27 protein-coding genes are annotated in these 26,471 nt (G+C 65.1%); 14 read left to right on the forward strand and 13 right to left on the reverse strand.

Features of this window, described 5'->3' with window-relative positions:
• Positions 1-98 precede the first annotated feature (98 nt).
• The 12 genes from H4V95_RS17165 to H4V95_RS17220 all read left to right on the forward strand — a co-directional run bounded on the left by H4V95_RS17165 (position 99) and on the right by H4V95_RS17220 (position 12,577).
• A complete protein-coding gene (locus tag H4V95_RS17165; RefSeq protein ID WP_196867093.1) occupies positions 99-1,631 on the forward strand; it encodes a sugar ABC transporter ATP-binding protein in 1,533 nt (510 codons plus the stop codon).
• Positions 1,628-2,635 carry an ABC transporter permease gene (locus H4V95_RS17170; RefSeq protein WP_209731167.1) on the forward strand — a complete coding sequence of 336 codons (1,008 nt, stop codon included), beginning with the start codon at positions 1,628-1,630 and terminating at the stop codon, positions 2,633-2,635. The genes H4V95_RS17165 and H4V95_RS17170 overlap by 4 nt, the downstream gene beginning before the upstream one ends.
• The gene (locus H4V95_RS17175) at positions 2,632-3,738 is read left to right on the forward strand and encodes an ABC transporter permease (protein ID WP_209731168.1); all 1,107 of its coding nucleotides are present in this window, start codon (positions 2,632-2,634) and stop codon (positions 3,736-3,738) included. Before H4V95_RS17170 ends, H4V95_RS17175 begins: the two co-directional genes overlap by 4 nt.
• Entirely contained in the window at positions 3,738-4,976 is a 1,239-nt protein-coding gene (locus tag H4V95_RS17180) for a substrate-binding domain-containing protein (protein WP_209731414.1), read from the forward strand. Before H4V95_RS17175 ends, H4V95_RS17180 begins: the two co-directional genes overlap by 1 nt.
• Before the next feature lie 55 nt (positions 4,977-5,031).
• Positions 5,032-5,931 (forward strand): sugar phosphate isomerase/epimerase, encoded by a 900-nt coding sequence (locus H4V95_RS17185; protein WP_245345760.1) that lies wholly within the window; start codon positions 5,032-5,034, stop codon positions 5,929-5,931.
• Positions 5,928-7,088, forward strand: a complete 1,161-nt coding sequence (locus H4V95_RS17190; protein WP_209731170.1) for a Gfo/Idh/MocA family protein — start codon at positions 5,928-5,930, stop codon at positions 7,086-7,088. The genes H4V95_RS17185 and H4V95_RS17190 overlap by 4 nt, the downstream gene beginning before the upstream one ends.
• A gap of 25 nt (positions 7,089-7,113) precedes the next feature.
• The gene (locus H4V95_RS17195; RefSeq protein WP_209731171.1) at positions 7,114-7,851 is read left to right on the forward strand and encodes a sugar phosphate isomerase/epimerase; all 738 of its coding nucleotides are present in this window, start codon (positions 7,114-7,116) and stop codon (positions 7,849-7,851) included.
• Complete coding sequence (locus tag H4V95_RS17200) at positions 7,848-8,951, forward strand: Gfo/Idh/MocA family protein (RefSeq protein WP_209731172.1); 1,104 nt, start codon at positions 7,848-7,850, stop codon at positions 8,949-8,951. Before H4V95_RS17195 ends, H4V95_RS17200 begins: the two co-directional genes overlap by 4 nt.
• Before the next feature lie 9 nt (positions 8,952-8,960).
• Complete coding sequence (locus tag H4V95_RS17205) at positions 8,961-9,959, forward strand: sugar phosphate isomerase/epimerase (protein ID WP_209731173.1); 999 nt, start codon at positions 8,961-8,963, stop codon at positions 9,957-9,959.
• Between the two features lie 103 nt (positions 9,960-10,062).
• Positions 10,063-10,887, forward strand: a complete 825-nt coding sequence (gene nadE, locus H4V95_RS17210) for an ammonia-dependent NAD(+) synthetase (protein ID WP_209731174.1) — start codon at positions 10,063-10,065, stop codon at positions 10,885-10,887.
• A 31-nt stretch (positions 10,888-10,918) separates the two neighbouring features.
• Entirely contained in the window at positions 10,919-11,719 is an 801-nt protein-coding gene (locus tag H4V95_RS17215; protein ID WP_209731175.1) for an exodeoxyribonuclease III, read from the forward strand.
• A 3-nt stretch (positions 11,720-11,722) separates the two neighbouring features.
• On the forward strand, positions 11,723-12,577 hold the full coding sequence (locus H4V95_RS17220) for a hypothetical protein (protein WP_209731176.1): 855 nt from the start codon (positions 11,723-11,725) through the stop codon (positions 12,575-12,577).
• A 40-nt stretch (positions 12,578-12,617) separates the two neighbouring features.
• Here the strand turns inward: H4V95_RS17220 and H4V95_RS17225 are convergent, their stop codons facing one another.
• The 5 genes from H4V95_RS17225 to H4V95_RS17245 all read right to left on the reverse strand — a co-directional run bounded on the left by H4V95_RS17225 (position 12,618) and on the right by H4V95_RS17245 (position 17,844).
• Positions 12,618-13,409 (reverse strand): alanine--tRNA ligase-related protein, encoded by a 792-nt coding sequence (locus tag H4V95_RS17225; RefSeq protein WP_196867082.1) that lies wholly within the window; start codon positions 13,407-13,409, stop codon positions 12,618-12,620.
• Between the two features lie 9 nt (positions 13,410-13,418).
• Positions 13,419-14,444: a LacI family DNA-binding transcriptional regulator gene (locus H4V95_RS17230; RefSeq protein ID WP_196867081.1), complete on the reverse strand. Its 1,026-nt coding sequence runs from the start codon at positions 14,442-14,444 to the stop codon at positions 13,419-13,421.
• Between the two features lie 6 nt (positions 14,445-14,450).
• Positions 14,451-15,413: a carbohydrate ABC transporter permease gene (locus H4V95_RS17235; protein ID WP_196867080.1), complete on the reverse strand. Its 963-nt coding sequence runs from the start codon at positions 15,411-15,413 to the stop codon at positions 14,451-14,453.
• A complete protein-coding gene (locus tag H4V95_RS17240; protein WP_026551855.1) occupies positions 15,410-16,375 on the reverse strand; it encodes a carbohydrate ABC transporter permease in 966 nt (321 codons plus the stop codon). The genes H4V95_RS17235 and H4V95_RS17240 overlap by 4 nt, the downstream gene beginning before the upstream one ends.
• 113 nt (positions 16,376-16,488) lie before the next feature.
• Positions 16,489-17,844, reverse strand: a complete 1,356-nt coding sequence (locus H4V95_RS17245) for an ABC transporter substrate-binding protein (protein WP_196867079.1) — start codon at positions 17,842-17,844, stop codon at positions 16,489-16,491.
• Between the two features lie 173 nt (positions 17,845-18,017).
• Here H4V95_RS17245 and H4V95_RS17250 point away from each other — a divergent pair, with 173 nt between their 5' ends.
• A complete protein-coding gene (locus tag H4V95_RS17250) occupies positions 18,018-19,790 on the forward strand; it encodes a glycoside hydrolase family 13 protein (RefSeq protein ID WP_209731177.1) in 1,773 nt (590 codons plus the stop codon).
• Here the strand turns inward: H4V95_RS17250 and H4V95_RS17255 are convergent.
• The 8 genes from H4V95_RS17255 to H4V95_RS17290 form a co-directional block, all read right to left on the reverse strand.
• Complete coding sequence (locus H4V95_RS17255; RefSeq protein WP_209731178.1) at positions 19,787-20,407, reverse strand: hypothetical protein; 621 nt, start codon at positions 20,405-20,407, stop codon at positions 19,787-19,789. The genes H4V95_RS17250 and H4V95_RS17255 overlap by 4 nt on opposite strands.
• Complete coding sequence (locus H4V95_RS17260; protein WP_245345761.1) at positions 20,404-20,979, reverse strand: DUF6286 domain-containing protein; 576 nt, start codon at positions 20,977-20,979, stop codon at positions 20,404-20,406. The genes H4V95_RS17255 and H4V95_RS17260 overlap by 4 nt, the downstream gene beginning before the upstream one ends.
• An 8-nt stretch (positions 20,980-20,987) precedes the next feature.
• Complete coding sequence (locus H4V95_RS17265) at positions 20,988-21,353, reverse strand: hypothetical protein (RefSeq protein WP_209731180.1); 366 nt, start codon at positions 21,351-21,353, stop codon at positions 20,988-20,990.
• Positions 21,350-21,541, reverse strand: a complete 192-nt coding sequence (locus H4V95_RS17270) for a DUF2273 domain-containing protein (RefSeq protein WP_171587168.1) — start codon at positions 21,539-21,541, stop codon at positions 21,350-21,352. The genes H4V95_RS17265 and H4V95_RS17270 overlap by 4 nt, the downstream gene beginning before the upstream one ends.
• An 8-nt stretch (positions 21,542-21,549) precedes the next feature.
• A complete protein-coding gene (locus tag H4V95_RS17275) occupies positions 21,550-22,047 on the reverse strand; it encodes an Asp23/Gls24 family envelope stress response protein (protein WP_209731181.1) in 498 nt (165 codons plus the stop codon).
• A gap of 84 nt (positions 22,048-22,131) precedes the next feature.
• Positions 22,132-22,686, reverse strand: a complete 555-nt coding sequence (locus H4V95_RS17280; RefSeq protein ID WP_209731182.1) for a hypothetical protein — start codon at positions 22,684-22,686, stop codon at positions 22,132-22,134.
• A 106-nt stretch (positions 22,687-22,792) separates the two neighbouring features.
• Positions 22,793-23,989 (reverse strand): acyl-CoA desaturase, encoded by a 1,197-nt coding sequence (locus tag H4V95_RS17285; RefSeq protein WP_209731183.1) that lies wholly within the window; start codon positions 23,987-23,989, stop codon positions 22,793-22,795.
• A gap of 13 nt (positions 23,990-24,002) precedes the next feature.
• A complete protein-coding gene (locus H4V95_RS17290) occupies positions 24,003-25,085 on the reverse strand; it encodes a ferredoxin reductase (protein WP_196867071.1) in 1,083 nt (360 codons plus the stop codon).
• 96 nt (positions 25,086-25,181) lie between these two features.
• Here H4V95_RS17290 and H4V95_RS17295 point away from each other — a divergent pair, with 96 nt between their 5' ends.
• Positions 25,182-26,384: a CdaR family transcriptional regulator gene (locus H4V95_RS17295; protein ID WP_245345762.1), complete on the forward strand. Its 1,203-nt coding sequence runs from the start codon at positions 25,182-25,184 to the stop codon at positions 26,382-26,384.
• Positions 26,385-26,471 lie beyond the last annotated feature (87 nt).

Consider the following 26,471-nt stretch of genomic DNA (forward strand, 5'->3'; position numbering starts at 1 on the left):
AGAACTTGGAGCTGTCTCACAAACTACTAACTGATGATCGAAGGGATACTTTTGCGTGATGCTCGACAAAAGTATGAGTCTTATGTCACAGTGAGCGAGTGGATAAAGAAGTCTTCCCCGCGGAGTCTCGGGTCAGCACGCCGGTGGTGCTGAGTGTCTCCGGACTGTCGAAGAGTTTCTTCGGCATCGAGGTACTGAAGGACGTCTCTCTTGAGCTGCGCTCGGGTGAAGTCCACGGCCTGGTCGGCGAGAACGGTGCCGGCAAGTCGACCCTGATGAAACTGCTGGCCGGCGTACACCACCGGGACTCGGGCACCATCGAACTGTCAGGCTCCCCCGTTGATTTTTCCCATCCCACCCAGGCGCACGAGGCCGGGCTCTCAACGGTTTTCCAGGAGTTCAACCTTCTCCCCGACCGGACCGTCGCGGAGAACATCTACCTGGGCAGGGAACCCCGAAGTGGGATCCTGGTGAACCGGAAGGCGATGCTGGAACGCACCGCAGAGCTGCTGGACCAACTCGGAATCACCAGCATCCAGCCGTCCACCCCGGTGAGCAACCTCTCGGTCGCCCAGCAGCAGATTGTGGAGATCGCCAAGGCAGTCAGCTACGACGCACGGATTATCTCGATGGACGAGCCCACCGCAGCGCTCGCCGGGCCGGAGGTCGAACTGCTCTACGGCATCATCGGGCGCCTGAAGGAGCGGGGTGTGGCGATCCTCTACGTCTCGCATCGGCTCAAGGAAATCTTCGACCTCTGCGACACGATCACCGTCCTGAAAGACGGCGAAGTGGTCGGATCCCAACCGGCGTCGTCAATGGACGACGCCTCACTGGTACGCATGATGGTTGGCCGGCCAATCTCCGCCTACTTCCCGGAGGTTACCCCCGGCACCACCATCGGTGAACCGCTGCTCGAAGTGACCGGCGCCGGCAACGAACAGCTCGATTCGATCAACCTCACCCTCCGCACCGGCGAAATTGTCGGCATCGCGGGGCTTCAGGGCTCGGGACGCACCGAGCTGGTCGAAGCGATCTTCGGTGCCGCCCCTTTCACCCGGGGCAGCATGCGGCTCGCCGGCGAAGCCTACGCGGCCCGGAGCACCCGGGCCGCCATCACGCACCGCGTTGCCCTCATCACCGAAGACCGGAAATCGCAGGGGCTGAGCCTGAACCAGTCGATTCTGGACAACGCGCTCAGCGTGATCCGCTCGGTGTTCCCGGGCCGCACCAACCAGGCACGCCAGGATGCACCGGGAGTGTTCTCCTCCCTGGAAGTGATTGCCCGTGACCTTGACCAGGAGGTCCAATACCTTTCCGGGGGAAACCAGCAGAAGGTGGTTCTCGCCAAGTGGCTGGCCATCAGCCCACGGCTGGTGCTGCTCGATGAGCCGACCCGCGGCATTGATGTGGGGGCCAAGGTGGCCGTGTACAACCTCATGCGGGCGCTCGCCGCCGAGGGTAAGGCCATCCTGATGGTCTCCAGTGAGTTGCCGGAGGTGCTGGGTATGTCCGACCGGGTGCTGGTGATGCGGGACGGGCTCATCGCCGGTGAATTGTCACCGACATCCACCGAGGAAGAAGTCCTGCAGCTAGCCACCGGCGCGCGGACCGAGGAGACCCCATCATGAACCGACTCTCACGGCTGACCTCGACGCACATCGTGTACCTGGTGGTGCTGCTGACCATCATCGTCGGCACCGTCCTGGTCGGCTCGGTAGGTCGCAGCTTCTTCAGCACCGGCAACATCTCCGACATCCTCACCGGAACCAGCGTCCTGGGGTTCATTGCCATCGGGCAGACCCTGGTCATCCTGGTCGGCAGCCTCGACCTGTCAGTCCCGTACGTGATCAGCCTGTCCAGCCTCATCGCCGCAGGCATCATGGCCAACCAGGGCGCGAACGTGCTCCCCGGGGTGCTCGCTGCCCTGGCTATCTCAGGGCTCATCGGGCTGGCCATCGGTCTTGTGGTTTCCGGCCTAAAGGTGCACGGTTTCATCGCCACCCTCGGGATGGGGTTGATCATCAGCGGCTACCTCGCCACCAATTACCAGGGCAGCTCCGGCCAGGCACCGCTGTCCTTCCGGCTGATCGGGGCCACCGGGCTCGGACCCGTCCCGATTTCCACCCTGATCATGCTCGCCACCGCGGGCCTGGTCCTGCTGATGCTGAACCGAACCCGGGTGGGCCACCATATCTACGCGGTCGGCGGGGACCTCGGCGTCGCCAGGATGTCAGGGATCCGCACCCGCACCCCCATCATCACCGCACACGTCCTGTGCTCGGTCATGGCAGGCCTGGCGGGCCTGCTGCTGGCCGCACGGCTCGGTGTCGGGAGCCCCACCATCGGCTCCCAGGGTGGGTACGACCTGCTCTCCATCGCCGCCGTCGTTCTTGGCGGGACGCTCCTTGCCGGCGGCAAGGGGTCCCTGGTGGGGACGCTCGGCGGGGTGCTGATCTTCGCCATGCTGGACAACATCATGAGCGTCATGCAGATCAATCCCTTCCTCAAGGACGTGGTCCGGGGGCTGGTGATCGTGATCGCCGTCGCCGTCTACGCCCGCCGCACGGTCATCACCCGCCCACCGCGTTTCGAGAAATCCGCCACCACCGCAGCACGCGAGGTGTCGGCATGAGCGTCAGCGAAAACGCCCAGGGAACCCGGAACGAGGTCCTCGCCCGGAACCGCTCTTCGGCCGGGGACCGGCTGCTCCGGGCCCTACGGACCCCCAGCGGGGGCGTGTTCATCCTCCTTATCGCGTTGCTGATCGCGGTGATTGCGGCCAACCCGTCGTTCAGTGAACCCGGTTCCCTGATCCGATTCATCGGCCGGACAGCGCCGATTGCGATCGCGGCCATCGGACAGTACTTCGTGATCGTTTCCGGAGAATTCGATCTGTCGATGGGATCGGTGGTCACGGCGCAGGTCTTCATCGCCGGCAACCTGATTGGCGACGACGACGCCCGGGTCATCCCGGTACTGGTGCTGATGTTCGTGTTCGGCGCCTTTATTGGCCTGATCAATGGGCTGGTGACGACCCTGCTGAAGGTACCGAGCTTCATCGTCACCCTCGGCATGATGCTCGCGTTGCTCGGCATGGTGCTGTACTCAACCGGAGGCGCCGCAACCGGCAACCCGGCGGACAGCTTCCGGCAGATCGGGCGGGGCGGCATCCGCGATGTCCCGATACTGGAGATCATCCCCTACCCGGTCATTATCTTCATTGTCACCGCCGCAGCAGCGCTGTGGTTGATGCGCCGCCCGTATGGTCGCACCCTGATCGCCGTCGGCGACAATTCGCGCGCTGCAGCACTGACCGGCGCCCGCGTCTGGTGGGTCAAGACCCGCGCGTTCATGTTGTCGTCGCTGTCGGCGACGGTCGCTGGCATCATCCTGGTGGGCTACGCCGGGGTTCATCCGTCCGTGGGGCGCGGCTACGAGTTCACCGCCATCACCGCCGTCGTCCTCGGCGGGGTGGTGCTGGGCGGCGGCCGCGGCTGGGTGCTTTCGGCAGCGGCAGGGGCCTTCGCCCTCGAAACCCTGTTCACGCTGCTCAACTTCCTGGGCGTCCAGTCGACCTGGCGGGACACCGTCCAGGGCATCATCATCATCGTCGCGGTCGCCGCGGCGGCACAGACCTGGCAACGCACACGCCGGGGCACCAGCTCCCGCACCCACGAACCGACACACCCCATCGCTCCACCGCCCACCGTGGGCACCAATGAGAGAGGAATATGATGCAACGAAGCATCCTGACAAAGGTCACGGTGGTGGCAGCAACCTCGCTGCTCGCCCTGACCGCGTGCACTACCGATTCATCCATTGAGGACCCGCCTACGGAAGACACCGCGGCGTCCGCCGCGGCAACCGAACCCGCTGCCGAGGAGACCAGCAGCGACGAGTGGTTTGTGCAGGAGGTGTACGACGACCAGTTCGAGCAGCGCTCCGCCACCTTCGAGGGTGACCCGGAGCAGCCCTGGTTGCAGTACATCGACGGGGAGATGACCGACACCGCCGAGTACGCGGCGGACGGCGCGCAGAAGGCGTGCTTCGCCAACGCCTCGATCTCCAACCCGTGGCGGCAGACCGGCTGGATCACCATGAACGAACAGTTGAAGGCACTGCAGGACTCGGGGGTCATCTCCGAAATGGAGACCCGGGACGCGCAGGACGACGACAACACCCAGATCGCCGACATCGACTACTTCATCGCTGAAGGCAACTGCGACGCGTTCATCATCTCCCCCAACTCGACGGCAGCCATGACCCCAGCAGTTGAGCGGGCCTGCGAGACCGGAAAACCGGTGGTGGTGTTTGACCGCGGCGTCGAAACCGACTGCGCCGTCACCTTCATCCACCCCATCGGTGGCTTCGCCTGGGGAATCGACACCGCCGAGTTCCTGAGCGAACGGCTCGAGGAAGGCGACAAGGTGGTTGCCCTGCGCATCCTGCCCGGTGTTGACGTCCTGGAGCAGCGCTGGGCCGCTGCCGAGCGGATCTTCGAGGAGAACGGCATCGAGGCAGTGGACTACTTCACCGGAGCAGACCCCACCGAGATCAAGGACCTCCTGGCGGATGAACTGGCGACCGGTGACGTCCAGGGCATCTGGATGGACGCCGGCGACGGCGCTGTCGCGGCGATCGAGGCCTTCGAGGATGCCGGCGCGGATCTCCCGGTCATGACCGGCGAGGACGAGATGAGCTTCCTGCGCAAGTGGGAGGAAACGGGCATCGACGCGCTCGCGCCGGTTTACTCCAATTTCCAGTGGCGGACCCCGCTGCTGGCGCTGGAGAAGATCTTCGCCGGCGAGGAAGTCCCGGCCGAATGGATCCTCCCCCAGACACCAATCACCGAGGACGAACGGGGCGAGTTCCTGACCGCCAACGAGGGCATGCCCGATGGCCACTACGCCAAGTTCGGCGGCGAGGACATGGAGGGCTACCCCGAGGTCTGGCAGGAACGCCAGATTCCGTAACCGGCCGCACCGGCGGCACAACAGTCAACCCACCATAGCGAGAGGAGGCAGGGCCTTGGAGAGCTCATTCCAGCGACCCATCGGCGTGAACACCTGGGTGTGGGTTTCCCCCCTCGCCGACGCCATCCTGCCTCCCTTGCTGGGGTCCATTGCCGACATGGGGTTCGACGCCGTTGAACTGCCGCTCGAGAACATCGGCGACTTCACCGTGGATGTTGTCACCGAGTCCCTGCACGGGATGCACCCGTACCTGGTGGGTGCGATGGCGCTCGGCCGTGACCTGATCCTCGCCGACCGCCCGGTCATTCTGCGGACCCAGCGGTACCTCAGCGCCTGCATCCAGCTGGCGCACGACATCGGCGCACCATCGGTGTGTGGACCGTTCTATTCCTCCACCGGCCGGGTCTGGCGGATGGACGACGACGAACGTGCGGCGGCGTACCGGCAGTTGCGCCACAACCTCGCCCCGCTCGTCGACGAGGCAGCCGGCGCCGGCGTCGTCCTCGGAATCGAGCCACTGAACCGGTACGAGACGCCGCTCATCAACACGGTCGCCCAGGGACTGGATGCGCTGGACCCGCTCCTGGGACCGCACCTTGGCCTGGCACTGGACACGTACCACCTGAACATCGAGGAGCGTTCCTCGGCGGATGCCATCCGGGCTGCGGGAAAGCACCTCGTGCATCTGCAGGTCTGCGGCAATGACCGCGGCGCCCCGGGTGGCGACCAGACCGATTGGACAGCCATCCTTGCCGCCCTCGACACCATCGGGTACGAGGGTCCGCTGAACATTGAGAGCTTCACCGCCCATAACGCCAGCATTGCCACCGCCGCCTCCATCTGGCGGCCCCTCGCCGAGTCCCAGGACCGGCTCGCCCAAGACGGCCTCGCGTTCCTGCGCTCGATCACCCCGCCCAGGACCGGCACGCCCCTGTTTCAAGGAGACCACCTATGACCACCCCCTCCCCGGCAGCAGCTGACGTGCCCGGCACGCTCGGAGTGGCCGTGCTCGGTTACTCCTTCATGGGGAAGGCTCATTCCAACGCCTGGCGCAACGTGAACGCCTTCTATCCGACGCCCCGGGTGGCACAGCAAGTCCTGGTGGGACGCGACGCCGGGAAGGTCGCGGATGCGGCAACCCGGTTCGGTTGGGCCGAGAGCTCAACCGATTGGCGTGAGGTGCTGGAGCGCGACGACATCCACATCGTTGACATCTGCACCCCTGGTCATCTGCACGCCGAACTCGCGATCGCTGCCCTGCAGGCCGGCAAACACGTCCTGGTGGAGAAGCCACTGGCCAATTCAGTGGCCGAAGCCGAGCAGATGGTGGCCGCTGCGATCGCCGCGCGGGCCCAGGGCGTTCATTCGATGGTCGGGTTCAACTACCGCCGTCTCCCCGCGCTAGCCCTGGCGCGGTCCTTGATTTCTGGCGGGCGGGTGGGGGACGTCCGCCAGATTCGCGTGAGCTACCTGCAGGACTGGCTGGCCGATGAGCGTGCGGCGATGAGCTGGCGGCTACGCAAGGCGTCGGCCGGCTCGGGCGCCGTCGGCGATCTGGCCTCCCACGCCGTCGACCAGGTGGGCTTCCTGCTTGGCGACCCGGTAGTCACCGTATCCGGAACGGTCAACACCTTCGTCACTGAGCGCCCAGGCCCGGACGGCCTGGAACCGGTGACCGTCGACGACGCCGCCTGGGCCACCCTGCGACTCGCCTCAGGCGCCGTCGCAAGCCTTGAAGTCTCCCGCTTCGCGACCGGGCGCAAGAACTCTCTGCAGATCGAGGTTTACGGTTCCCGTGGGGGCCTGCGCTTCGACCTTGAGCACCTCAACGAACTGCAGTACTACGACAGCGGTGTGCCACCCGAGCTGCAGGGTTACAGCAAAATACTGGTCACCGAACCGTCGCACCCGTACCTTGGGTCATGGTGGCCCGCTGGCCACACCCTCGGCTGGGATCACACGTTCACCAGCCAGGCGGCCGACTTCCTTGCCGCGATCGACTCGGGGACACCGCCGTCGCCGTCGTTCGAGGACGGGCTGGCCACCCAGCGGGTGCTGGCCGCGCTGGAGGAAAGTGCCTCCCAGGCCGGCACCGCCGTCCCACCCGCTTGAGTTGCCCACCGCACGAAGGAGATCCATGGAATTGTCAGTCCAGCTGTACACGGTCCGCGACGCTCTCGTTGCCGACCTCGAGAACACCATCGACCGGATAGCTGCGATGGGCTTCACCAACGTGGAGCCCTACAATTTTGCAGCCGACCACGACCGGCTGGCTGCGGCACTTCGACGCAACGGCCTGGCAGCCCCGTCCGGCCACGCACCACTGCTCTCCGCGAACCAGGATGACATTTACGCGGCCGCCCAATCACTCGGGATGCGCACCGTGATCGACCCGTTCGTGGATCCGGCCCGCTGGGCATCGGTCGAGGACATCGCAGCCACCGCCGCGCAGCTTAACGATGCTGCCACGGTGGCGGCCGGATACGGCCTCCGGGTCGGATACCACAACCACTGGTTCGAGGTGGAGACGGATTTCGATGGCCGCACCGGCCTTGAAGTGCTGGCAGAGCACCTGGACCCTGCAGTGGTCCTGGAAGTGGACACCTACTGGGTGGCGGTCGGCGGGCAGGATCCTGCTGCCCTGCTGGAGCGTCTGGGCGAGAGGGTCCGGCTCATCCACCTCAAGGATGGCGCCGTCGACAGGGACCCCACCTCGCAGGTCGCTGTCGGCGCGGGCCGGATGAACATCGAGGGCGTCCTGCAGGCGGCCTCAATGGTGGAGACAGTCGTCGTCGAACTCGACGACAGCGCCGGGGACCTCTTCGCGGCGATCGAGGACAGCCGCCGGTTCCTGCTCGCCCGGGCCGACGCATGAGGGGTCCGGTCGGCGTCGCCGTGATCGGCGCCGGGGTGATCAGCAAGGAGTACCTAACCAACCTGACCGCGTTCCCCGATCTCACTGTGCACGTTGTGGCCGACCTTTCCGAGGACGCGGCCCGCACCCGGGCGGCCGAGTTCGGAATCGACACGTCCGGAGGGGTGGAAGCTGCCCTGACCCACCCCGATGTGGAGATCGTGGTGAACCTGACCACCCCCTCCGCGCATGTGCCGGTGGCCCTCGCCGCGGTGGCAGCCGGGAAGCATGTCTGGTCCGAGAAACCCTTCTCACTCAACCGGAGTTCCGGCGCAGGACTGCTGGCCGCAGCGGAAGCGGCCGGGGTGCGCCTGGGGTGCGCCCCCGACACCTTCCTCGGTGCTGGGCTGCAGACCGGGCTGCGCTGCATCCAGCGCGGGGACATTGGGACCCCGCTCACGGCTCTGACACTCATGCAGTCCCCCGGACCGGAGTCCTGGCACCCCAACCCCGCCTTCCTGTTCCAGGATGGTGCTGGTCCCCTGTTCGATATCGGGCCGTACTACCTCACCACCCTGGTCCAGGTTTTCGGATCGATCCGGCGGGTGGCCGCGGCTGGCTCGCGGGCCCGCGACACCCGGGTGGTCGGATCTGGACCGATTGCCGGTAAGGAGTTCCAGGTGTCAGTTCCCACCCATGTCAGCGCCCTCACCCAGTTCGACGGCGGCCAGTCGTCGCAGAGCATCTTCAGCTTCGACTCGCCCCTGCCCCGCACCGGTTTCGTCGAAATCACCGGCACCGAGGCGACGATCGCGTTTCCCGACCCGAACGAGTTCCACGGCGATGTCCGGATCTACCGGCACGGCGCGGCGGACTGGGAGACCATCCCCGCCGTCGGGTCGGTGTTCAGCCGGGGCTCCGGTGTACTCGACATGGCACGCGCCATCCGGGCGGGCCACCCGCACCGGGCGCAGGGCTCGACGGCGTTCCACATCCTGGATGCGATGGTGGCGACCGCCGAGTCCATCGAGACGGGCGAGTTTGTCCCGGTGACCAGTTCCGCTGCGGCGCTCGATCCCCTTCCCGAGGACTGGGACCCAGCCCAGCTCACCCTGACCTAGGAGCACCCCATGCCACGCAATTACACTCTGTTCACCGGCCAGTGGGCCGACCTCCCCTTCGAGGAGGTGGCGCGTCTGGCTGGCGAGTGGGGCTTCGACGGCCTCGAGATCGCCGTCTCCGGCGACCACCTGGATGCGTGGCGCTGGGACGACGACGAGTACATCGCCGGGCGGCTCGACATCCTTGAGCGCAACGGGCTGAAGGTGTGGGCCATCTCCAACCATCTCAAGGGACAGGCCGTCTGCGATGACCCGATCGACTTCCGGCATGAGGCCATCGTGGGGCCCCGGGTCTGGGGTGATGGGGATCCCGACGGCGTACGGACCCGCGCCGCCGAGGAGATGAAGTTGACTGCACGGCTGGCACAAAAGCTCGGGGTGCAAACGGTTGTGGGATTCACCGGGTCCTCGATCTGGCAGTACGTGGCCATGTTCCCCCCGGTATCCCAGAACGTTATCGACGCCGGCTACCAGGACTTCGCTGACCGCTGGAACCCCATCCTCGACGTGTTCGATGAGTGCGGCGTCCGGTTCGCCCACGAGGTGCACCCGTCAGAGATTGCCTACGACTACTGGTCCACCCAGCGTGCCCTCGAGGCCATCGGTCACCGTCCCGCGTTCGGCCTCAACTGGGATCCCAGCCATTTCATGTGGCAACAGATCGACCCGGTGGCATTCATCTCCGACTTCGCCGACCGGATCTACCACGTCGACTGCAAGGATACGAAGATGCGGATGGGTGGCGGGCGGAACGGCATCCTCTCCTCCCATCTGCCGTGGGGCGATCCCCGCCGCGGCTGGGACTTCGTGTCCACCGGCCGCGGTGATGTGCCCTGGGAGGACAGTTTCAGGGCGCTCACCAGCATTGGTTACGACGGTCCCCTCTCGGTCGAGTGGGAGGACGCCGGGATGGACCGGTTGCAGGGCGCCCCGGAGGCGCTGGCCTTCCTGAAGGGGTTCAATTTCGCCCCGTCCGGGACCTCCTTCGACGCGGCCTTCAAACAGTAATCCGCGCCTCCCCGCCGGCAACCCGGGGCTGGCGGGCGTGAACGGCGGGGCCGGTGTGATTTGCCGTAACACGCCCGTTACGCCCCCGTAGTAGCCTGTCCCCATGCGCAAAAACCAAGCCAGGATCATTGAGGAAATGGGTGTGCAGCCCACCATTGACCCCGCCGCGGAGATCAGGGCCAGGGTCACCTTCCTGAAGGACTACCTTCGGGCCACCGGCACCAACGGGTTTGTCCTCGGGATCAGCGGCGGAGTGGATTCGTCCCTCGCCGGCCGGCTCGCCCAGTTGGCTGTGACCGAGCTGACCGCTGAGGGCGTCGAGGCGGACTTCATCGCCGTCCGGCTTCCCTACCGCGAGCAGCACGACGAGGATGACGCCCAGGCCGCCCTCGAGTTCATCCAGCCGAAGAGCCAGCGCTCCTTCAACCTCGCCGCGGCCGTCGACGGTTTCGAGGCCGAGTATGCCACCGCGACAGGCGAGGACATCTCCGACTTCACCAAGGGAAACATCAAGGCCCGGGCGCGGATGGTCACCCAGTACGCCCTCGCCGGGCAGCACAACCTGCTGGTGATCGGCACTGATCACGGCGCCGAATCGGTCACCGGGTTCTTCACCAAGTATGGAGACGGCGGCGCGGACATCCTCCCCCTGTTCGGCCTGAACAAACGCCAGAACCGGGAGCTCCTGAAGGAGCTCGGCGCGCCCGAGCAGATCTACGCGAAGGTGCCGACGGCCGATTTGCTCGACCTCCAGCCCGGCCGCACCGACGAGCACGAACTCGGGATCACCTACGATCAGATCGACGATTATCTTCAGGGCCGGGAGATCGACGAGGCGGCCGCGCTGGCCATCGAACGCCGTCACGCCATCACCCGCCACAAGCGCACCGTGCCGGTCACCATCCTCGACACCTGGTGGCGGAGCTGACGCTTTCCAGGTCCTTGGTAACGTGTTCCCTGTGAAGATAGCCACCTGGAACGTCAATTCCCTCCGAGCCCGCGCCGACCGCGTCGAGGCCTGGCTCGCCCGCTCCGACGTCGATGTGCTGGCGATTCAGGAAACCAAGTGCAAGGACGAGAACTTCCCCTGGGAGCTCTTCGAAGCGAACGGCTACGAAGTGGCTCATTTCGGCCTGAGCCAATGGAACGGTGTCGCCATCGCGTCACGGGTGGGACTCGCCGACGTCGAACGCACCTTTGAGGACCAACCGACCTTCGGGAAGGACGCGGAACCGATCCAGGAGGCACGCGCGATCGGCGCCACCTGCGGCGGCGTCCGGGTGTGGAGCCTGTACGTGCCCAACGGCCGGTCCCTCGACGACCCGCATATGCGGTACAAGATCGATTGGCTGGACACGTTGCGGGCCAAGGCGCTCGGCTGGATCGAGGCTGACCCGTCGGCGCAGATCGCCCTCACCGGCGACTGGAACATTGCCCCTCAGGATGAGGACGTCTGGGACATCGACCTGTTTCAGCGGGAAGGCTACACCCATGTCAGCCCCGAGGAGCGTGCGGCATTCCACGCCTTCGAAAGTTCGGGCTTCACCGACGTCGCCCGGCCCCACACCCCTGGACCCGGCGTGTACACGTACTGGGACTACAAGCAACTGAGCTTCCCCAAGAAGAAGGGCATGCGTATCGACTTTGTGCTGGCCTCGCCTGCGCTGGCGGAACGCGTGAGAGGCGCATCGATTGACCGCGAGGAACGCAAGGGCAAGGGCGCATCCGACCATGCCCCGGTCATCGTGGAGCTCGGGTAGCTGGTGGCGGCCACCGGTCCGGCCGCCACGGGCCACACCTTCCCCTACGTGTCCTACCTCAGGGTCTATGAGCCGCTTGAGGCTTTCAGTGATGCCCAACAGCTGGTCATCCTCGAACAGCGCTCCCGGGAGCGCAAGGTCACCGAGGGGATTGAGCGCACCCATTCGCTGCACCGGATCCTCCGGCAGGTGTCCGACCCCTTCCCCCATCACGGAGCGGACCTGGTCCGGGTGCTGCACTTCCCGGGCGCCAGCGGCACCACAACCCAGTACTATTGCCCCAACCAGCTGGCGGTACGCACGTCCCTGGCCGCCGAATCCCTGGGCCAGACCATCCGCGGTCCGCTGGTGGACGTGCTCCTTCCCGAAGCCGCAACCGACGCCCACCAGGCACGGCTCGACCCCGAGACCGTCGCGGAGACCACCGCCAAGCTGCACACCCGCTCGGCCACCTGGGGGATCCCGTTTTCGTGGTTCGTCCTGATCCATGAGGATGACCTCACCGAGGTGATCGAGGACGGCGGGGAGGTACGCACCGTCCGCGTCGCTGCGCCAGTGCACGAGTGCATCGAGCGGGCCAAACACGCGATGGCCTCGCTGGCTATTGCCGCGCCGGAGCTCGACCTGATCGATGACCTGACCGACATCATCGAGTGGCTGCAACTCTTCCGCCTGGACGCCGTGGTGGAACTGGACTACGGCCCGGTCGCTGACCTGGTGTTTCCCGATGAATCACCCATGGATGTCCGCCTGGGCATCGAGTGTCTCTCCGAGGGGGACATGACCGGTGCCGCTGCCTCATATCGGCGGTTGGCGTCCCGCTGGATCCCGATCCGGCAGCTGGCGCGGGCCAACTAGGCACTGCGCAACGACGTCTGCCCGGCTGACGCGCCCTGTCCTAGTTGATGCCCTCCACCGCGTAGGACACCTTGGTGATGCCCTTCTTGGACCGGATCTTGGTGATGGTCAGGGTCCCGATGTCGCGGACGTCCACCACATGGGTGCCGCCGCAGGGGACACCGAAATCTGCGGTGTACAGGACGATCCGGGCCGGCTTGTTAGTCGGAATGTTGTCCGGGACGTTCCGGCAGTACCCGCCCATCTGGGAAACCGGCATGAACCGGATCTCGTTGGTGCTGCCCGCGTCGATCACACCCCGGGCGGCCTCCTGGACCTGCGCGACGACGGCGTCGACCTCCTCCGGGGCGAGGCTGGCGGTGTACTCGACGAAGGACATATGCGGATAGTGGGCGCCCTTGCCGGGAACCCATGGGAGTCCCAGGCGCTCCACGGCCAGATCCACCACATGTCCGGCCGAGTGCAGCCTGGTGTTCACTGCCCGCCGGTCGGCCTCGACCTCCAGCGACACCTCGCTGCCCGCAGTGATCGCGCCGGTCCCGATGTGGTGCACCACGCCGTCGGGATCCAGCCGCACCTCTTCCACGGTGAACCCGTCAGTGGCTCCTGCGGCGGAGAGGGTGCGGATCACGCCGGTGTCCCAGTCCTGGCCGCCGCCGCGCGGGTAGAAGCAGGTGCGGTCCAGGACGACCACGGTGCGGCCGTCGCCGTCTTCGTTGGCTGAATCGGTATTCGCTGAGTCAGCGTTCACCGGCTCGTCGGTCACTGACAGGACGCGGGCGGTAAGGGTCAACACGTCAAAGTCGTTGAGGTACATCAGTTCGGTAGCCATCTGCCGAGTCTAGCGACCTCTGACACGCCCCCCGGGTGGTGCCGTGGAGTTCCTGATGATCAGTTCGTGCGGCCGGGGGGTAGGCACGGCCAGCGGCGGCGCACCCTCCAGTTCGGCGAGAAGAAGATCGGTCGCGTAGGCACCCTGCTCCTCCGGTCGCTGACGAATGGTTGTCAGGTTCATCGGCTCCGCGAACTCGTGGTCGTCGATACCCACCACCGAGAGCTGCTCCGGGATGCTGATGCCCAGCTCGGCGGCCGCGGTGATGACCCCGAACGCCATTTCATCCGACGAGCAGAAGACGGCCGTCGGCCGATCGGTGGGATCCTGCAGGAGGGTCATGGCGGCCTCTTTGCCCTGCTTGAACCGGAAATCACCGAACAGTGACCATTCCGGCCGCACCAGCAGACCGTGGGCTGCCATTGCGCCGAGATACGCCTCCTCCCGGATCCGTGGCACCTCGAACTCGATGCCGTAGGACCCCCCGCCCCGCAGGTGGGCGATGTTGGTGTGTCCCAGCGAGATGAGGTGTTCGACGGCGTCGCGGGCGGCAGCGTCGTCGTCGATCCCCACGTGGCGCACCCCCCTGACCGATCCGCCGACCACGATGGTTGGCGACTCCATCGCGTGCAACGACTGGAGCTCATCATCGGTGAGCTCCATGCACATCACCAGCAGCGCGTCGATGCGCTTGCGGAGTATCGACCGGTGGAACACCCGCTCCCGGTTCACGCCGGTCCCGCCGAGGCTGAACACCACCAGGTCATAACCGGCGGCACGCAACTGGCGGTCCACCCCCTCCAGCACGGCAGAGAAGTACCAGCGTTCGATCAGCGGCAACAGCACCCCCATCGCCATGGTCCGGCCGGAGGCCAGCCCAGAAGCCGACGACGACGGTACGTAGCCGAGCTCCTCCGCCGCGGCGAGGACCCTTGTCCGGGTGTCGGCCGATACCCCTGGCAGCCCCCGGAGTGCGCGGGAGACGGTGGCGGTGGAAACCCCGATTGACCTGGCGACATGGTCAATGCTGGTCATGGCGGATCACCCCTTCAGACCACCCGCCAGCAGCCCGCGGACGAAGTACCGCTGCAGGCCGAAGAACACCAGCAGTGGAACGATCATCGAAACGAACGCGCCGGCGGTTAGTCGGTGCCATTCGCCCCCGCGGGTCCCGGTGAGTTCCGCCAGCCGCTGGGTGATGGGGGCGACGTCGCCCGTACCTCCAGAAAAGACCAGTGCCACCAACAGGTCGTTCCAGACCCACAGGAATTGGAAGATGCCGTAGGAGGCGAGCGCAGGAACCGATAGTGGGATGATGATCCGCCAGAAGATGGTGGCGTGCCCGGCCCCATCCACCCGGGCTGCCTCGATTACCTCTCCGGGGATCTCGGCAATGAAGTTGTGGAGCAGAAAGATCGCCAAGGGGAGCGCGAAGATGGTGTGCGCGATCCATAGCTGGGCGTAGGAACCCGACGGGAGTAGCTGGAAGTCACCGATCTGCAGGTTGACGAACAATTTCAGCAGCGGGATCAACGCCATCTGGAGGGGGATGATCTGCAGCGCGAAGATGAACACGAACATCGTGTCCTTACCCCGGAACTTCCCCCACGCGAACATATAGGCAGCCATGGCCGCAATGACGAGGGGTATGAGTGTGGCCGGAATGACGATCGCCAGTGAGTTAACGAAGTACTGACCCAAATTCGGGGATTGGCTACCTCCCGACACCAGCACGTCCGCGTAGTTGTCGAGGGTGAACTCGAAATCACTCAGTACATTCCACCAGCCGTTGCGCTGAATATTCTCTTCTGGCCTGAAGGAAGAGATCAGGAGCCCCAGGGTGGGAATGGTCCACACGATGGCGATAATGATCGCCGCAATGGTGGCCCCGCGAGATGTCAGGCGCTGCTTCACCCGGCGGGTGATGGGCGGTTGGGCCACGGCCGGGGAGTCGGCAGGTCCGGGAGAAGCGGGGATCGGCGGGATGGTCGGCGTCGAGCTCATCGGATCTGCCTTTGCTGCTTGAGGACTCGTGCGTTGTAAATGACCACGGGGAGCACCATCAGAAACAGAATGAGGGCCAGCGCGGCGCCGCGGCCCGGTTCGTTGGCTCTGAACGCCTGGGTATACATTTCGTTGGCGATCACTGAGGTATCGTAGTTGCCTGCAGTCATGGTGCGCACGATGTCGAAGACCTTCAGCGTGATAATGGTGATGGTGGTCACCACCACCACCAGGGCTCCGCGGATGGAGGGAATGGTGATGTCACGGAACTGCTGCCACGCTGACGCGCCATCGAGCCGGGCCGCTTCGACGATCTCCATCGGAATACCCTTGATGGCTGCCGAGAGAATCACCATCGCGAAGCCCACCTGGATCCAGACCATCACAGCGATCAGGAAGAAGGTGTTGCCGGGGGCATCAAGAAGGAACTGCTGGGGTTCGCCCCCGAACCACACCAGAATCTGGTTGAGTAGCCCAATCTGGTCCTGCTCCGGCCCCTTGTAGGCGTACATGAACCGCCAGATAACGCCGGCACCGACCATTGAGATGGCCATCGGCATGAAGACCAGAGCCTTCAGGGTGCGTTCGCCCTTAGCTTTGTCGATGAATACGGCGTACACCAGACCTATGCCGGATGACAGCAGGGGAACCAGGATCACCCACAGCACCGTATTGCGCAGGGTGATGAGGGCAGTCGATTCGGTAAACATCCAGATGAAGTTATCGATCCCATTGATGTTCCCGTCACGGTCGGTGAACGCCAGCAGGGTGGTCTGGACTGCGGGCCAGATCATCCCGACAACCAGAAGGATCGCTGCTGGCGCGAGGAAGCCAATGACAGTTGCCTTGTCCCGGAAGGACTTCGGCGCCCGGTCGACCAGCAGCATGATCAATCCAATAATGGCGGCGAAAATGGCAAGAGCCACCACCACCTGCAGGAACTTATTTCCAAGATCCTCCATAACGCAGCCTCCTTGGTGCGAAAAGGGTCGGTGCGAAACTACACCGTGTGAAGAGTGTCAGGACAAACCCGGCGTCCCGCCTGATGGACGGGACGCCGGGTTTGGGTTGGAGACTACTGAGGCCAGGTGCCTTCGATGGTGTCGAGGACTTCCTCTGTCTCGGTACCGTTGATCCACTCCACAATGCCGCTCCAGAAGGAGTTAGCGCCGACCGCACCCGGCATCAGATCCGATGCGTCGAACCGGAAGACCGTATCTTCGCTCTGAAGCAGTTCGATTGACTGCCGGTCCAAATCAGAGGTTGCCACCGATGGGTCAAGCGCAAGGTTGGCGCTGATTCCGCTGCCCTGGGACACTCGTGCATTGGCGAACTCTCCACTGGCCATGAAGGTCTGGAACGCAACAACCTCGGGGCGGTCGGCATAGGCGCCGATGATCTCGCCGCCGCCGGTAACTGCGCTGCTCCCTGCCTCTACGCCTGGCGTCATGAACGCCCAAACGTCGCCGTCCTCAGCAACTGTTGTTCCTTCCGGCCAGTTGGCGGCCTGGAACGATGCCTGGTGGTGCATTGCACACGTACCGTCGAGAACCGGCTGGCCGGCATCAGCGAACGGTGTCGAAAGGATCGAGCGCACGTCCCCAATACCACCATTGACGAACTCCTCGCTCTTCAGGATCTCGCCCACGGAATCGAACGCTTCGGCTATCTGCGGATCGTTAAAGGGGATCTCATGATTCACCCACTGGTCGTAGACCTCCGGACCAGCCTGGCGGAGGACGTAGTCCTCAACCCAGTCGGTGCCCGGCCAGCCTGTCGCCTCACCCGACTCGAAGCCTGCACACCACGGCTTCATTGTGCCGTCAGCTGCGATGTCTTCGGTTAGGGTCATCATCTCGTCGAGTGTTTCAGGAATTTCCCATCCCATCTCTGTGAAGACTGCCGGGTCGTACCAGACATAGCCCTTGATGTTCGCGAGCATGGGAGCGCCGTAGAAGACGTCGTCGACTGTGCCGTAGCCCTTCCAGTCCTCGGACCAGTTCTCGTCCACGAGGGCTTCCACCTCGGACGGGGCAGGTAGGACATTGCCGCCCGCTACTTCGGCAGCGAGCAAGCCCGGCTGCGGGAAGATCGCAATGTCCGGCGGGTTGCCTGCCTGCGAGCGGACTCCGATCTGGGTTTCGAATTCCTTCGATCCCTCGTAGACCACCTCCACCCCGGTGCACTCTGAGAAGTCCGCCCAGGAGTTCTCTAACAGTTCAGCCTCGGTGTCCACAATGGTTGCGTAGACACTCACCTCGGTGTCCTCGAAGGTGCCGTAAGTGTCGTAAGCCGCGCAGTCAGCAGCTGGCTCGTTGCCGCCACCCTCGCTGTCGTCGGCTGCCCCGCCGCCGCAGGCCGATAGGGCCAGTGTCAGTACGCTCAGTGCCGCGATCGGCAGCAGCGCTTTCTTGGTGCGAATTGTCGCCATGAAAAAGACTCCTTTGTCTGGCGGTGGCAGCGAATAAAGAGCGCCCCGCCTCAGCGTTTGATAGAATGAATGTAAGCGCTTACGTACTTTGCGACAATACGTCTGCCAGAAGTCACACTGTTTGATACCAAATCGTGACTCGCGCCCTTCCCCCAATTTCTCCTAGGAGAGTAATGACTGCCTCGGCACCCGTTGTCGGCCGCTCGACCGATACACCCGCTACCCAGAGCCCGTGGTGGGCGGACGCGGTGATCTACCAGATCTACCCGCGGTCCTTCGCGGACGGCAACGCCGACGGCATGGGCGATCTGCCCGGAGTCAGAAGCCGGCTCCCCTACCTCAGGAACCTCGGGGTGGATGCACTCTGGTTGTCCCCGTTCTACGTCTCGCCGCAAGCGGACGCCGGGTACGACGTCGCCGACTACCGCGACGTGGACCCCCTTTTCGGTACGCTCGCCGATTTCGATTCAATGCTCGCCGAGGCCCACGATTCCGGCATGAAGGTGATCGTTGATCTGGTTCCAAACCACACGTCGGACGAGCATGATTGGTTCAAGGCCGCCAAGGCCGCGCCGGTCGGCTCACCGGAACGTGACAGGTACATTTTCCGCGATGGCAAGGGCTCAGCAGGCGAGCTGCCACCGAATAACTGGCAGTCAATCTTCGGTGGTAACGCCTGGACACGGCTCGACGACGGCCAGTGGTACCTGCACCTCTTCGACACCAAGCAGCCGGACCTGAACTGGGACAACCCCGAGGTGCGGGCCGAGATGGTCTCGGTGCTGCGGTTCTGGCTGGACCGCGGCGTGGACGGCTTCCGCATCGACGTCGCGCACGGCATGGTCAAAGCCGAGGGACTGCCCGACTGGGCGGAGCAGGCCCGCATGATCGACGGCGGACACTCCGACCAGCCTGCCGACTCCGACGGTGTCAGCACCGAGAAGACCCCGCCCTACTTCGATCAGCCGGGCGTGCACGATATCTACCGCGAGTGGAACAAGGTGCTGGCCCAGTACGACGGGGACCGCATGCTGGTCGCCGAAGCCTGGGTTGAACCGGCTGAACGACTCTTCCGCTACGTCCGGCACGATGAGATGCAGCAGGCGTTCAACTTCGACTTCCTGCTGGCCGGCTGGGATGCGGCCCAGCTGACCAGCAGCATCACCGAGTCGCTGACAGAGGCGGGAAAGGTGGGCGCGCCGAGCACCTGGGTGATGTCCAACCATGACACCGTCCGGCACACCAGCCGGTTCGGTCTGGAGGACCCCACCCAGTTCCCCAAGGGGCTGGGCTCACAGCACGAGCAGCCGGATGAGTCCCTCGGCCTGGCGCGTGGCCGTGCCGCGGCACTGGTGATGCTGGGCCTTCCCGGCTCCGCCTACCTCTACCAGGGTGATGAGTTGGGGTTGCCGGAGCACACCACACTTCCCGACGGCGTCCGTGAGGACCCCACCTACGCCCGCACCAGCGGAAGCGAGATCGGTCGGGACGGGTGCCGCGTGCCCCTGCCCTGGGTGGCGGAGGCCCCGGGCTTCGGCTTCGGCGTGTACGACGCCGTCAGTGCACCGGGCGCGGCCCCCTGGCTGCCGCAGCCGACCAGTTTTGCCGGCTACGCCGCCGACCGACAGGTGGGCGTGGACGGCTCCACGTTTGAGCTGTACCGCAGCACCCTCGGCCTGCGCCGCAGGCATGGGCTGGGAACGGGCCGCCTTGAGTGGACCCCCCTGAATAGCCCCCAGGAGGGGGTGCTCTGCTACCGCAATGGCGAGGTCCTGGTCTTCGCCAACATGGGCGGCGAAACGATCGACCTTCCGAATGACCACCGGGTGATCCTGTCCAGCAGTGAGGCGGCGGTCGACGGCGGTCGGCTCACTGCCGATGCGTCGGTGTGGCTGGTGGCCGCAGAGTCCGCAGAGTCCGCAGAGTCCGCAGAGTCCGCAGGTTAGCGGACCCGTTCCACCCGGGTGAAACGGGTGCGGGCGCCGGCGCTGATACTGATCAGCACCGGCGTCTGCCGTCCGACCATCAGGTCGAGGGCTTCGACCAGCTCCGTGACCTCGGTTGCCACCTCATGCGCGGAGACGCCCGGCCGGGGGAACACCCTCACCTTCAGCGCCGGTTCCCCGCCGAACTCGAAGGTGGTGACGGTGGCGTTCACCAGGTCGCTGCGCTCCTGCAGCGCTGACTTCAACGCCTGCTCTGCCACTGAGCCGTTGATGATAATCCGCCCGGCAGCCTCCCCGCCGTCCCCGCCGTCGGCGTAATCCTGCGCCAGGGTTCCCGATCGTCCGCGACCCTGCGCCGCAACCCAGACCGCCATGAGAATGACCATCAGCAACATCAGCAGCGCGACCACAATCCAGAGCCAGCTGTCCTGCTGACCGGTGAGGGTGGTTCGTTCGAGAAGCCCATCGATCGACCGGCCCAGATCCGCTGCGGCCGAGTTCCACCAGCGGGCCACGGCAGGGACCACCTGAAGTGCGGTCAGCCCGCCCACGGCCATGAGCATGGCGCCAAGCAACCCCAACATCACCCGGTTCAGCATCCGCGGTGTGTTATTCACTGGCCGATCACCCCCGACGGCGCGGCTGCCACCCGGACGACTGGCAGCGGTTCAACGGACGTCTTCCGCAGTTCGTCCTCGACGACACCGCGAACACCCTCGACGTCGACGGGTACGCCGGACGTGGGGCGCACCTGCACCTCGACGGCGCGGCGTCCCACTGTCACCATCACCTGGTCTCCTGTTACGCCGGCGGCCACCCGCGCGCGGCGGGCCAGGGCCGACGCGAGCACTTCGGCGTCCACCATGATAGCGGTGCGCGGGTTGGGAATGGTGTGACGGGCCCGGCGTCCGGGGAGCACAGCGTTGAGGAAGAACAGCAGCCCGACGACGAATACCAGCAGTCCGGCGCCGACCAGCGGTGCCGCCGCAACGTTGTCGGAGAGGCTGCCCAGCCATCCGGCCGCCCGATCCGGGCCGACCAGCCACGGGTTTTGCCCGGTGGCCTTCAAGGCGGCCTCGAACATCACGTAAAGGCAGAATGCGGAAATGAGGACCGCCGCCGCGATAGAGGGTGCAGCGCGTGAGGAGTGTAGCTCACGGCGCACCGCCCGCTGGGTCAGCTGCGTCATCCGTTCGCTCACCTGGTGCGTCCCCCTTCAATCAGCTTGATACCGGTGATGCGGATATCGACCCTGCTGAGCCGTGAACCACTCAAGTGTGCAACTCGCTGGAGGATGAGCGCCTTCGCGGCGTGCGTGCGGTCCCAGATCGATCCGCCGATACCACTGATCAGGGAGGGCTCGCGGGCGGCACGGGTCAGTGAGGGCACGCCAATCGGCAGCGACAGGCGGAGTGCCAGCAGACCCCGGTCGTCGGACCAGCTTGCCTTGATCTGTTGCGCCGGTACGCCAAAGACGTCGGCGGCAACGGCTTGGGCGGTACTGGTCAGGGCCTGTGTACTGATCCGGTTATGTCCCGCAAATTCCGAGGGTGCGCCGCTCACGAGGACGAGCGGCGGCCTGTGAGCGCGTCACGGACGCTACCCAGATCCAGCTTGCCTTCAGCGACCCGACCGAGCAGGGCCCCGACGGCTAGGAACAAGGTCATCAGGAGGAAGCCCCAGAACCCGAAGATCAGGGCGGTGAAGGCGAGGATGGCGCCGATCGCTATGCCAACTGCTGTGGGAGTCATCATGTGGCCTAACCTGCTGTGCGGGATTTGTCGGGGCTTTTGGGATCATTCAAACCCGGGACGTGAACATCGGTAATCTCGACGTTGACCTCGATCACCTGTAGCCCCGCCAGCTCCTGCACCCCGTGGTAGACGGCGGCGCGCACCTGGTCGGCAACGCCGGTGAGGGGATGGCCGTATTCAGCCACCAGAACGATATCCACGGCAACCTGGGTTTCGCCAACTTCGACCTGCACACCCTGGCTGAGATCGCTGCCGCCGACGGCGTCACGGATGGCGCCGAGCGCCCTGCCCGTCCCGGTACCGAGGCTGTAGACGCCCGGGACCTTGCGTGCGGCGATAGCTGCGACCTTCGCGACGGCGGGGTCGGCGATGGTGGTTCGTCCGCCGGTCGCAACCTCATGGTCATTCGCCAGCGCCACCTCGCCCGAGGGTGAGTCATGCGGGAACCTGGGAAGCTCATCCATCGGCCGTCGCTGCGGCGGCGGTGTCCGTCTCTCATCCATCAGCTGTCCTCGCCTTTCGTTGTGCTCAGCCTAACGGTTACCCCGCCACGAAGGCACGGTCGCTAGTCGGCGAGTGAAAAGGAACTATTTGATGGGCTCGCTGCAGTGCTGGTGGAGCCACTCCTCGATGGGGGCGACGGCGGCCCGGTAGGCGGCTTCGTCGAAGGTTCCACCGGCCTGGGTACTGGCAGGGACAACGTCCTGCAACCGGTCGAAGTCATCGGTGAGCTCCGGTGGAACCATTGACCGCAGATCGTCGATCTGCTCATGCAACCGGTCGACATTGTCGCTGTCAGTTCCACCCAGAAGGCTGAGGGGTGCAAGCAGGATCGAGGACACGCCTGCCGCCACGATGACGCAGTCCTTCAGGGTGGTCTCCGGCTGCGTGGTGTCCGCGGCGCCGGGTGACGGCGAGCCGCTGTCCGCTGGTTCTGACTCCGTTGCCGCGGCTTCGCCGCCGGTGTCCGGTTCGCTGTCCAGGTCCGTCGCATCGTCGGGCGCGTCGGGAGTGGGTGTCTCAGTGACTATTTCGGGAAGCTCGATCGCTGTTCCGGCGCTGTCGGGCGTTGAGCCGACACACCCGGTGAGGGAACATGCCAGCGCCAGCACGGCAGCGGCGGCGAAACGCGGTCTCAACACCCAAGCAACTCCTGATCTTCACGGCTACGAAATGAACATGTCAATGGTACTTAACGCACGAGCGCCCCGGTCTTCTCCTTGACCGGGGCGCTTTCTGGGCGACTGTTTAGCTGACGCCCGCTGGTGCGGCTTTTTTCTTCAGTGAGAAGGGTCCGCTGTCAGGCAGCGCGAGCTTGAACACCTTGGCCCAGGTGGACGCAACCTGCTTGGGCAGCGGTCCGGTGGTGTAGGGCAGTCCGTAGCGGTTGCAGATTTCCTTGACCTTCACGGCAACCTCCGCGTAGCGGTTGGACGGCAGATCGGGGAAGCAGTGGTGCTCCACCTGGTGCGACAGGTTGCCGGTCATCAGATGCATGAATTTGGAGCCGGAGATGTTGGCTGACCCAATCATCTGGCGGACGTACCAGTCGCCCCGGGTTTCTCCCTCGACCATTTCCTCGGTGAACGTGTCGGTGCCTTCAGGGAAGTGCCCGCAGAAAATCACCGCGTGCGCCCAGACGTTGCGGATGGCGTTGGCGGCCAGCGTGCCATACAGCGCCTGCTTGCCGGAGCCGGTGAGCATGGCGACCGCAGGGGTGGCCGCGTAATCCTTGGTGAACTGTTTGACAGCCTTCACGCCCACGGCCTTGAGGTCGCGGTTCATGGCCTCCTTGGACTTCAGCCCTTCCTTGAACTCGGGGAGCTCCAGATCGTACAGCGCAATCCCCCATTCGAAGACGGGTGCCAGGATGGCGTTGTACAGCGGGTTGCCCAGGTTGAAGGGGGTCCACGGCTGATCAGCGTCCATACGCAGCAGGTTGTATCCGACGTCGCGGTCCTTGCCGACCACGTTGGTCCAGCGGTGGTGGAGGTCGTTGTGGGTGTGCTGCCAGGACCGAGCTGGGGTGACGAAGTCCCATTCCCAGGTGGTGGAGTGGATGTCTGGATCTCGCATCCAGTCCCACTGCCCGTGGAGGACGTTGTGCCCGATTTCCATGTTTTCGAGGATCTTGGCGACGCTCAGCATCGCCGTGCCAGCCACCCAGGCTGCCTTGTTGCGTCCGACCAACAGGGCGGCGCGGCCACCAATCTCCAGCCCGCGCTGCACCTTGATGACCCGGCGAATGTAGGCGGCGTCGGTGGCTCCGCGCTTCGCGAGCACCTCGTCACGGACCGCATCCAGCTCGCGACCCAGTTCAGCGACCTGCTCATCGGACAGGTGCGCGGCGGCCGGCGGCCGCACCAGTGGATGCCCAGTTGCGGCGAGCGCCCCGGGCCGGGTAACTGCAGGCGTGGTCTTGGTGCGTTCAGTCAGTGTGGTCATGCGGTGCTGCTCCTTAAAGGTCCAGATTGACGGGTCCGGCTGCTGCCGAAACGCACGTCTGTATTAGTTGGCCGGGTTCCCCATGGACTTCCCCAGTGCGCAGATCACGAACCTGTCCGGCACGCAATGGGGTGAGACAACTGTGGCAGATGCCCATGCGGCATCCACTGGGCATGAGGACTCCGGCGTCCTCTCCGACGTCGAGAAGTGGTGTATCGCCGTCCGCTTCGACTTCGCGGTCGGAGGCTTCGAATTGCACGAGTCCCCCATCGTGCCCGTCGCCGCCAGCCAGATTGGTGCTGAACCGCTCGATCGTGAGCGTGCTCCGTTCGGAGGCCGTATGCTCCGGTGTCAGCTCGGGCTGGGCAGCCCACAGCGCCTCGGCTTCGTCGAGGAACCCTTCGGGGCCGCAGGCGTAGGCCGCACGCTCCCGCCAGTCGGGGCAGAGCGACTCGAGATCGGCGTCGGACTGGAAGTCGAGCCTGCCCCGCTCGGCGGTGAACAGGTGGGTCACGCGGAGGTTGGAAAACTGGTCGGCCAGTTCGTTCAGTTCCTCAAGGAACAGACTGTCCGCGGGCGTCCGGGCAGAGTGGATGAGGACGACGTCGGCGTCCGGGCGGCGTGGCACCAGGGTGCGCACCATTGACATGACCGGGGTGATGCCGCTTCCTGCGGTGAGCATCAGGAGTGGTCGGGGGTGCTCCGGGAGCACGAACTCACCCTGCGGGGGTGCGAGGAACAGGATGTCGCCGGGCTTGGTGTTCCGCACCAGGACACCCGATACCGCCCCGGCGTCGGTCACGGTGATCGCAGGATCTTCTCCTGCTGCGGCGCTGAGCGAATAGGAGCGCCAGTGGCGGACGCCGTCCAGCTCAACCCCGATGCGGGCCCACTGGCCGGCCTGATGGGCCTTCCATCCCCACCCGGGATGGAAGGCGATGGTGACCGAGTCTGGGGTTTCGGACACGACTTTAGTGACCACACCACGCAGCTGACGGCTCGAATACACCGGGTTGAAGAGCGCAAGAACGTCTTCAGCGGTGAGAGGAGTGGTCAGGACGGATGCGGCGCGAGCCAGTCGACGGAGCCGAATCATGCTTTAAGTCTAGGAGATGCTCCGTCACACTTCTCCTAGCAGGGCATACGATTGACCTCTCGAATCTATCCCGTCGAAACAGTTTCTGAGGCACCCATGAGCTCAATGCCCCTCGATGACCCGGCTAACATCGCCCTGGATCCGCCCTGGCTCGCCCTCCCGGCGGAGATCAGTGGGCTACTCCGACCCCTGATGCCGGGGGTGGTTGAAGCGATCATCGAGGCGGTGCCCCAACTGGTCCCCACCTATGCCCGGCCCATCGAGGGCCGGTTCGGGCGGGGGCTCCGCCGAGGGGTAGCCGTCGCACTGGAACGCTTCCTCCAGCTTCCCGGCACCCATCTTCCCGCCCTGTCGGAGGAGAGCCGCCAGCTGGTGGCGGGCCTGGGCAGTGGCGAATTCCGTCAGGGACGGAGTATGGACGCACTTCTCAGTGCCTATCGGATGGGTGCCCGGGTCACCTTCCGGGAGATGTCGAGGATCTCCATGAAGGAGAACCTCGGTCTCGATGTGGTGGTGAACCTGGGCGAGTCAATCCTTGCCTATATTGACGAGCTATCAGCGGTCAGTGCCGAGGCGTACGCGTTTGAACAGTCCGAACGCGCCGGTGCCGTTGACCGACGGCGAACCGAACTCCTGGAGCTACTCCTCTTGGGGCAGGCTGATGAGGCGGCGCTGCGGCAGGCGGCGTCGATCGCCGACTGGGCGCTCCCGGCACAGATGACCGTGGTTACCCTCCCCCTTGACCGGGCGGCGGGATTGCGGAGGCAGCTGGACCCCGGCTCGCTCCTGGTTGAACGGGAAACAGATGCGGTGGTGCTGGTTCCTACCCGGGATACACCATCGACGCGTCGAGCGTTGTCGAAGGCCCTCCAGGGAAGGTCTGCGGCTGTTGGCCCTGCTGGGGGCTGGGAGCGCGTACCGGATTCGCTGCGGCTGGCGGTCCTCGCCGCTACGGTCTTCCCGCCGCGGGAAGGGCCCGCTGATCCGCCGGTCTGGGCTGATGAGCACCTCGCCCAGGTGATCCTTGGCGCGGAGCCCACCGCAATCACCGAACTTGCCCAGCGCCGCCTGGCCCCACTGGACGGCTTCCGGCCTGCCCAGCGGGAACGGCTGGTGCAGACGCTCCTGTCCTGGTTGAAGCACTGGGGCCAGCGGGCTCCGATTGCTGCCGAGCTGCAGATCCACCCCCAGACGGTGGGCTACCGGTTGACCCAGTTGAGGGAAGCGTTCGGCGAAGATCTGGAGAACCCCCAGGTCCGGTTCGAACTGCAGCTGGCATTGAACGCTGGCCGTCGCTGAAGCCAACGAGAGGGCGGAGGGTCAGCGCGGGAACTGTTGGGAACACCGGAAATAAACTAAGGTTACTTATGAGCTTGGTCGGTATTC

This window comes from Arthrobacter sp. CAN_C5 (assembly GCF_017875735.1).
In the GTDB taxonomy this organism is placed as follows: domain Bacteria; phylum Actinomycetota; class Actinomycetes; order Actinomycetales; family Micrococcaceae; genus Arthrobacter_D.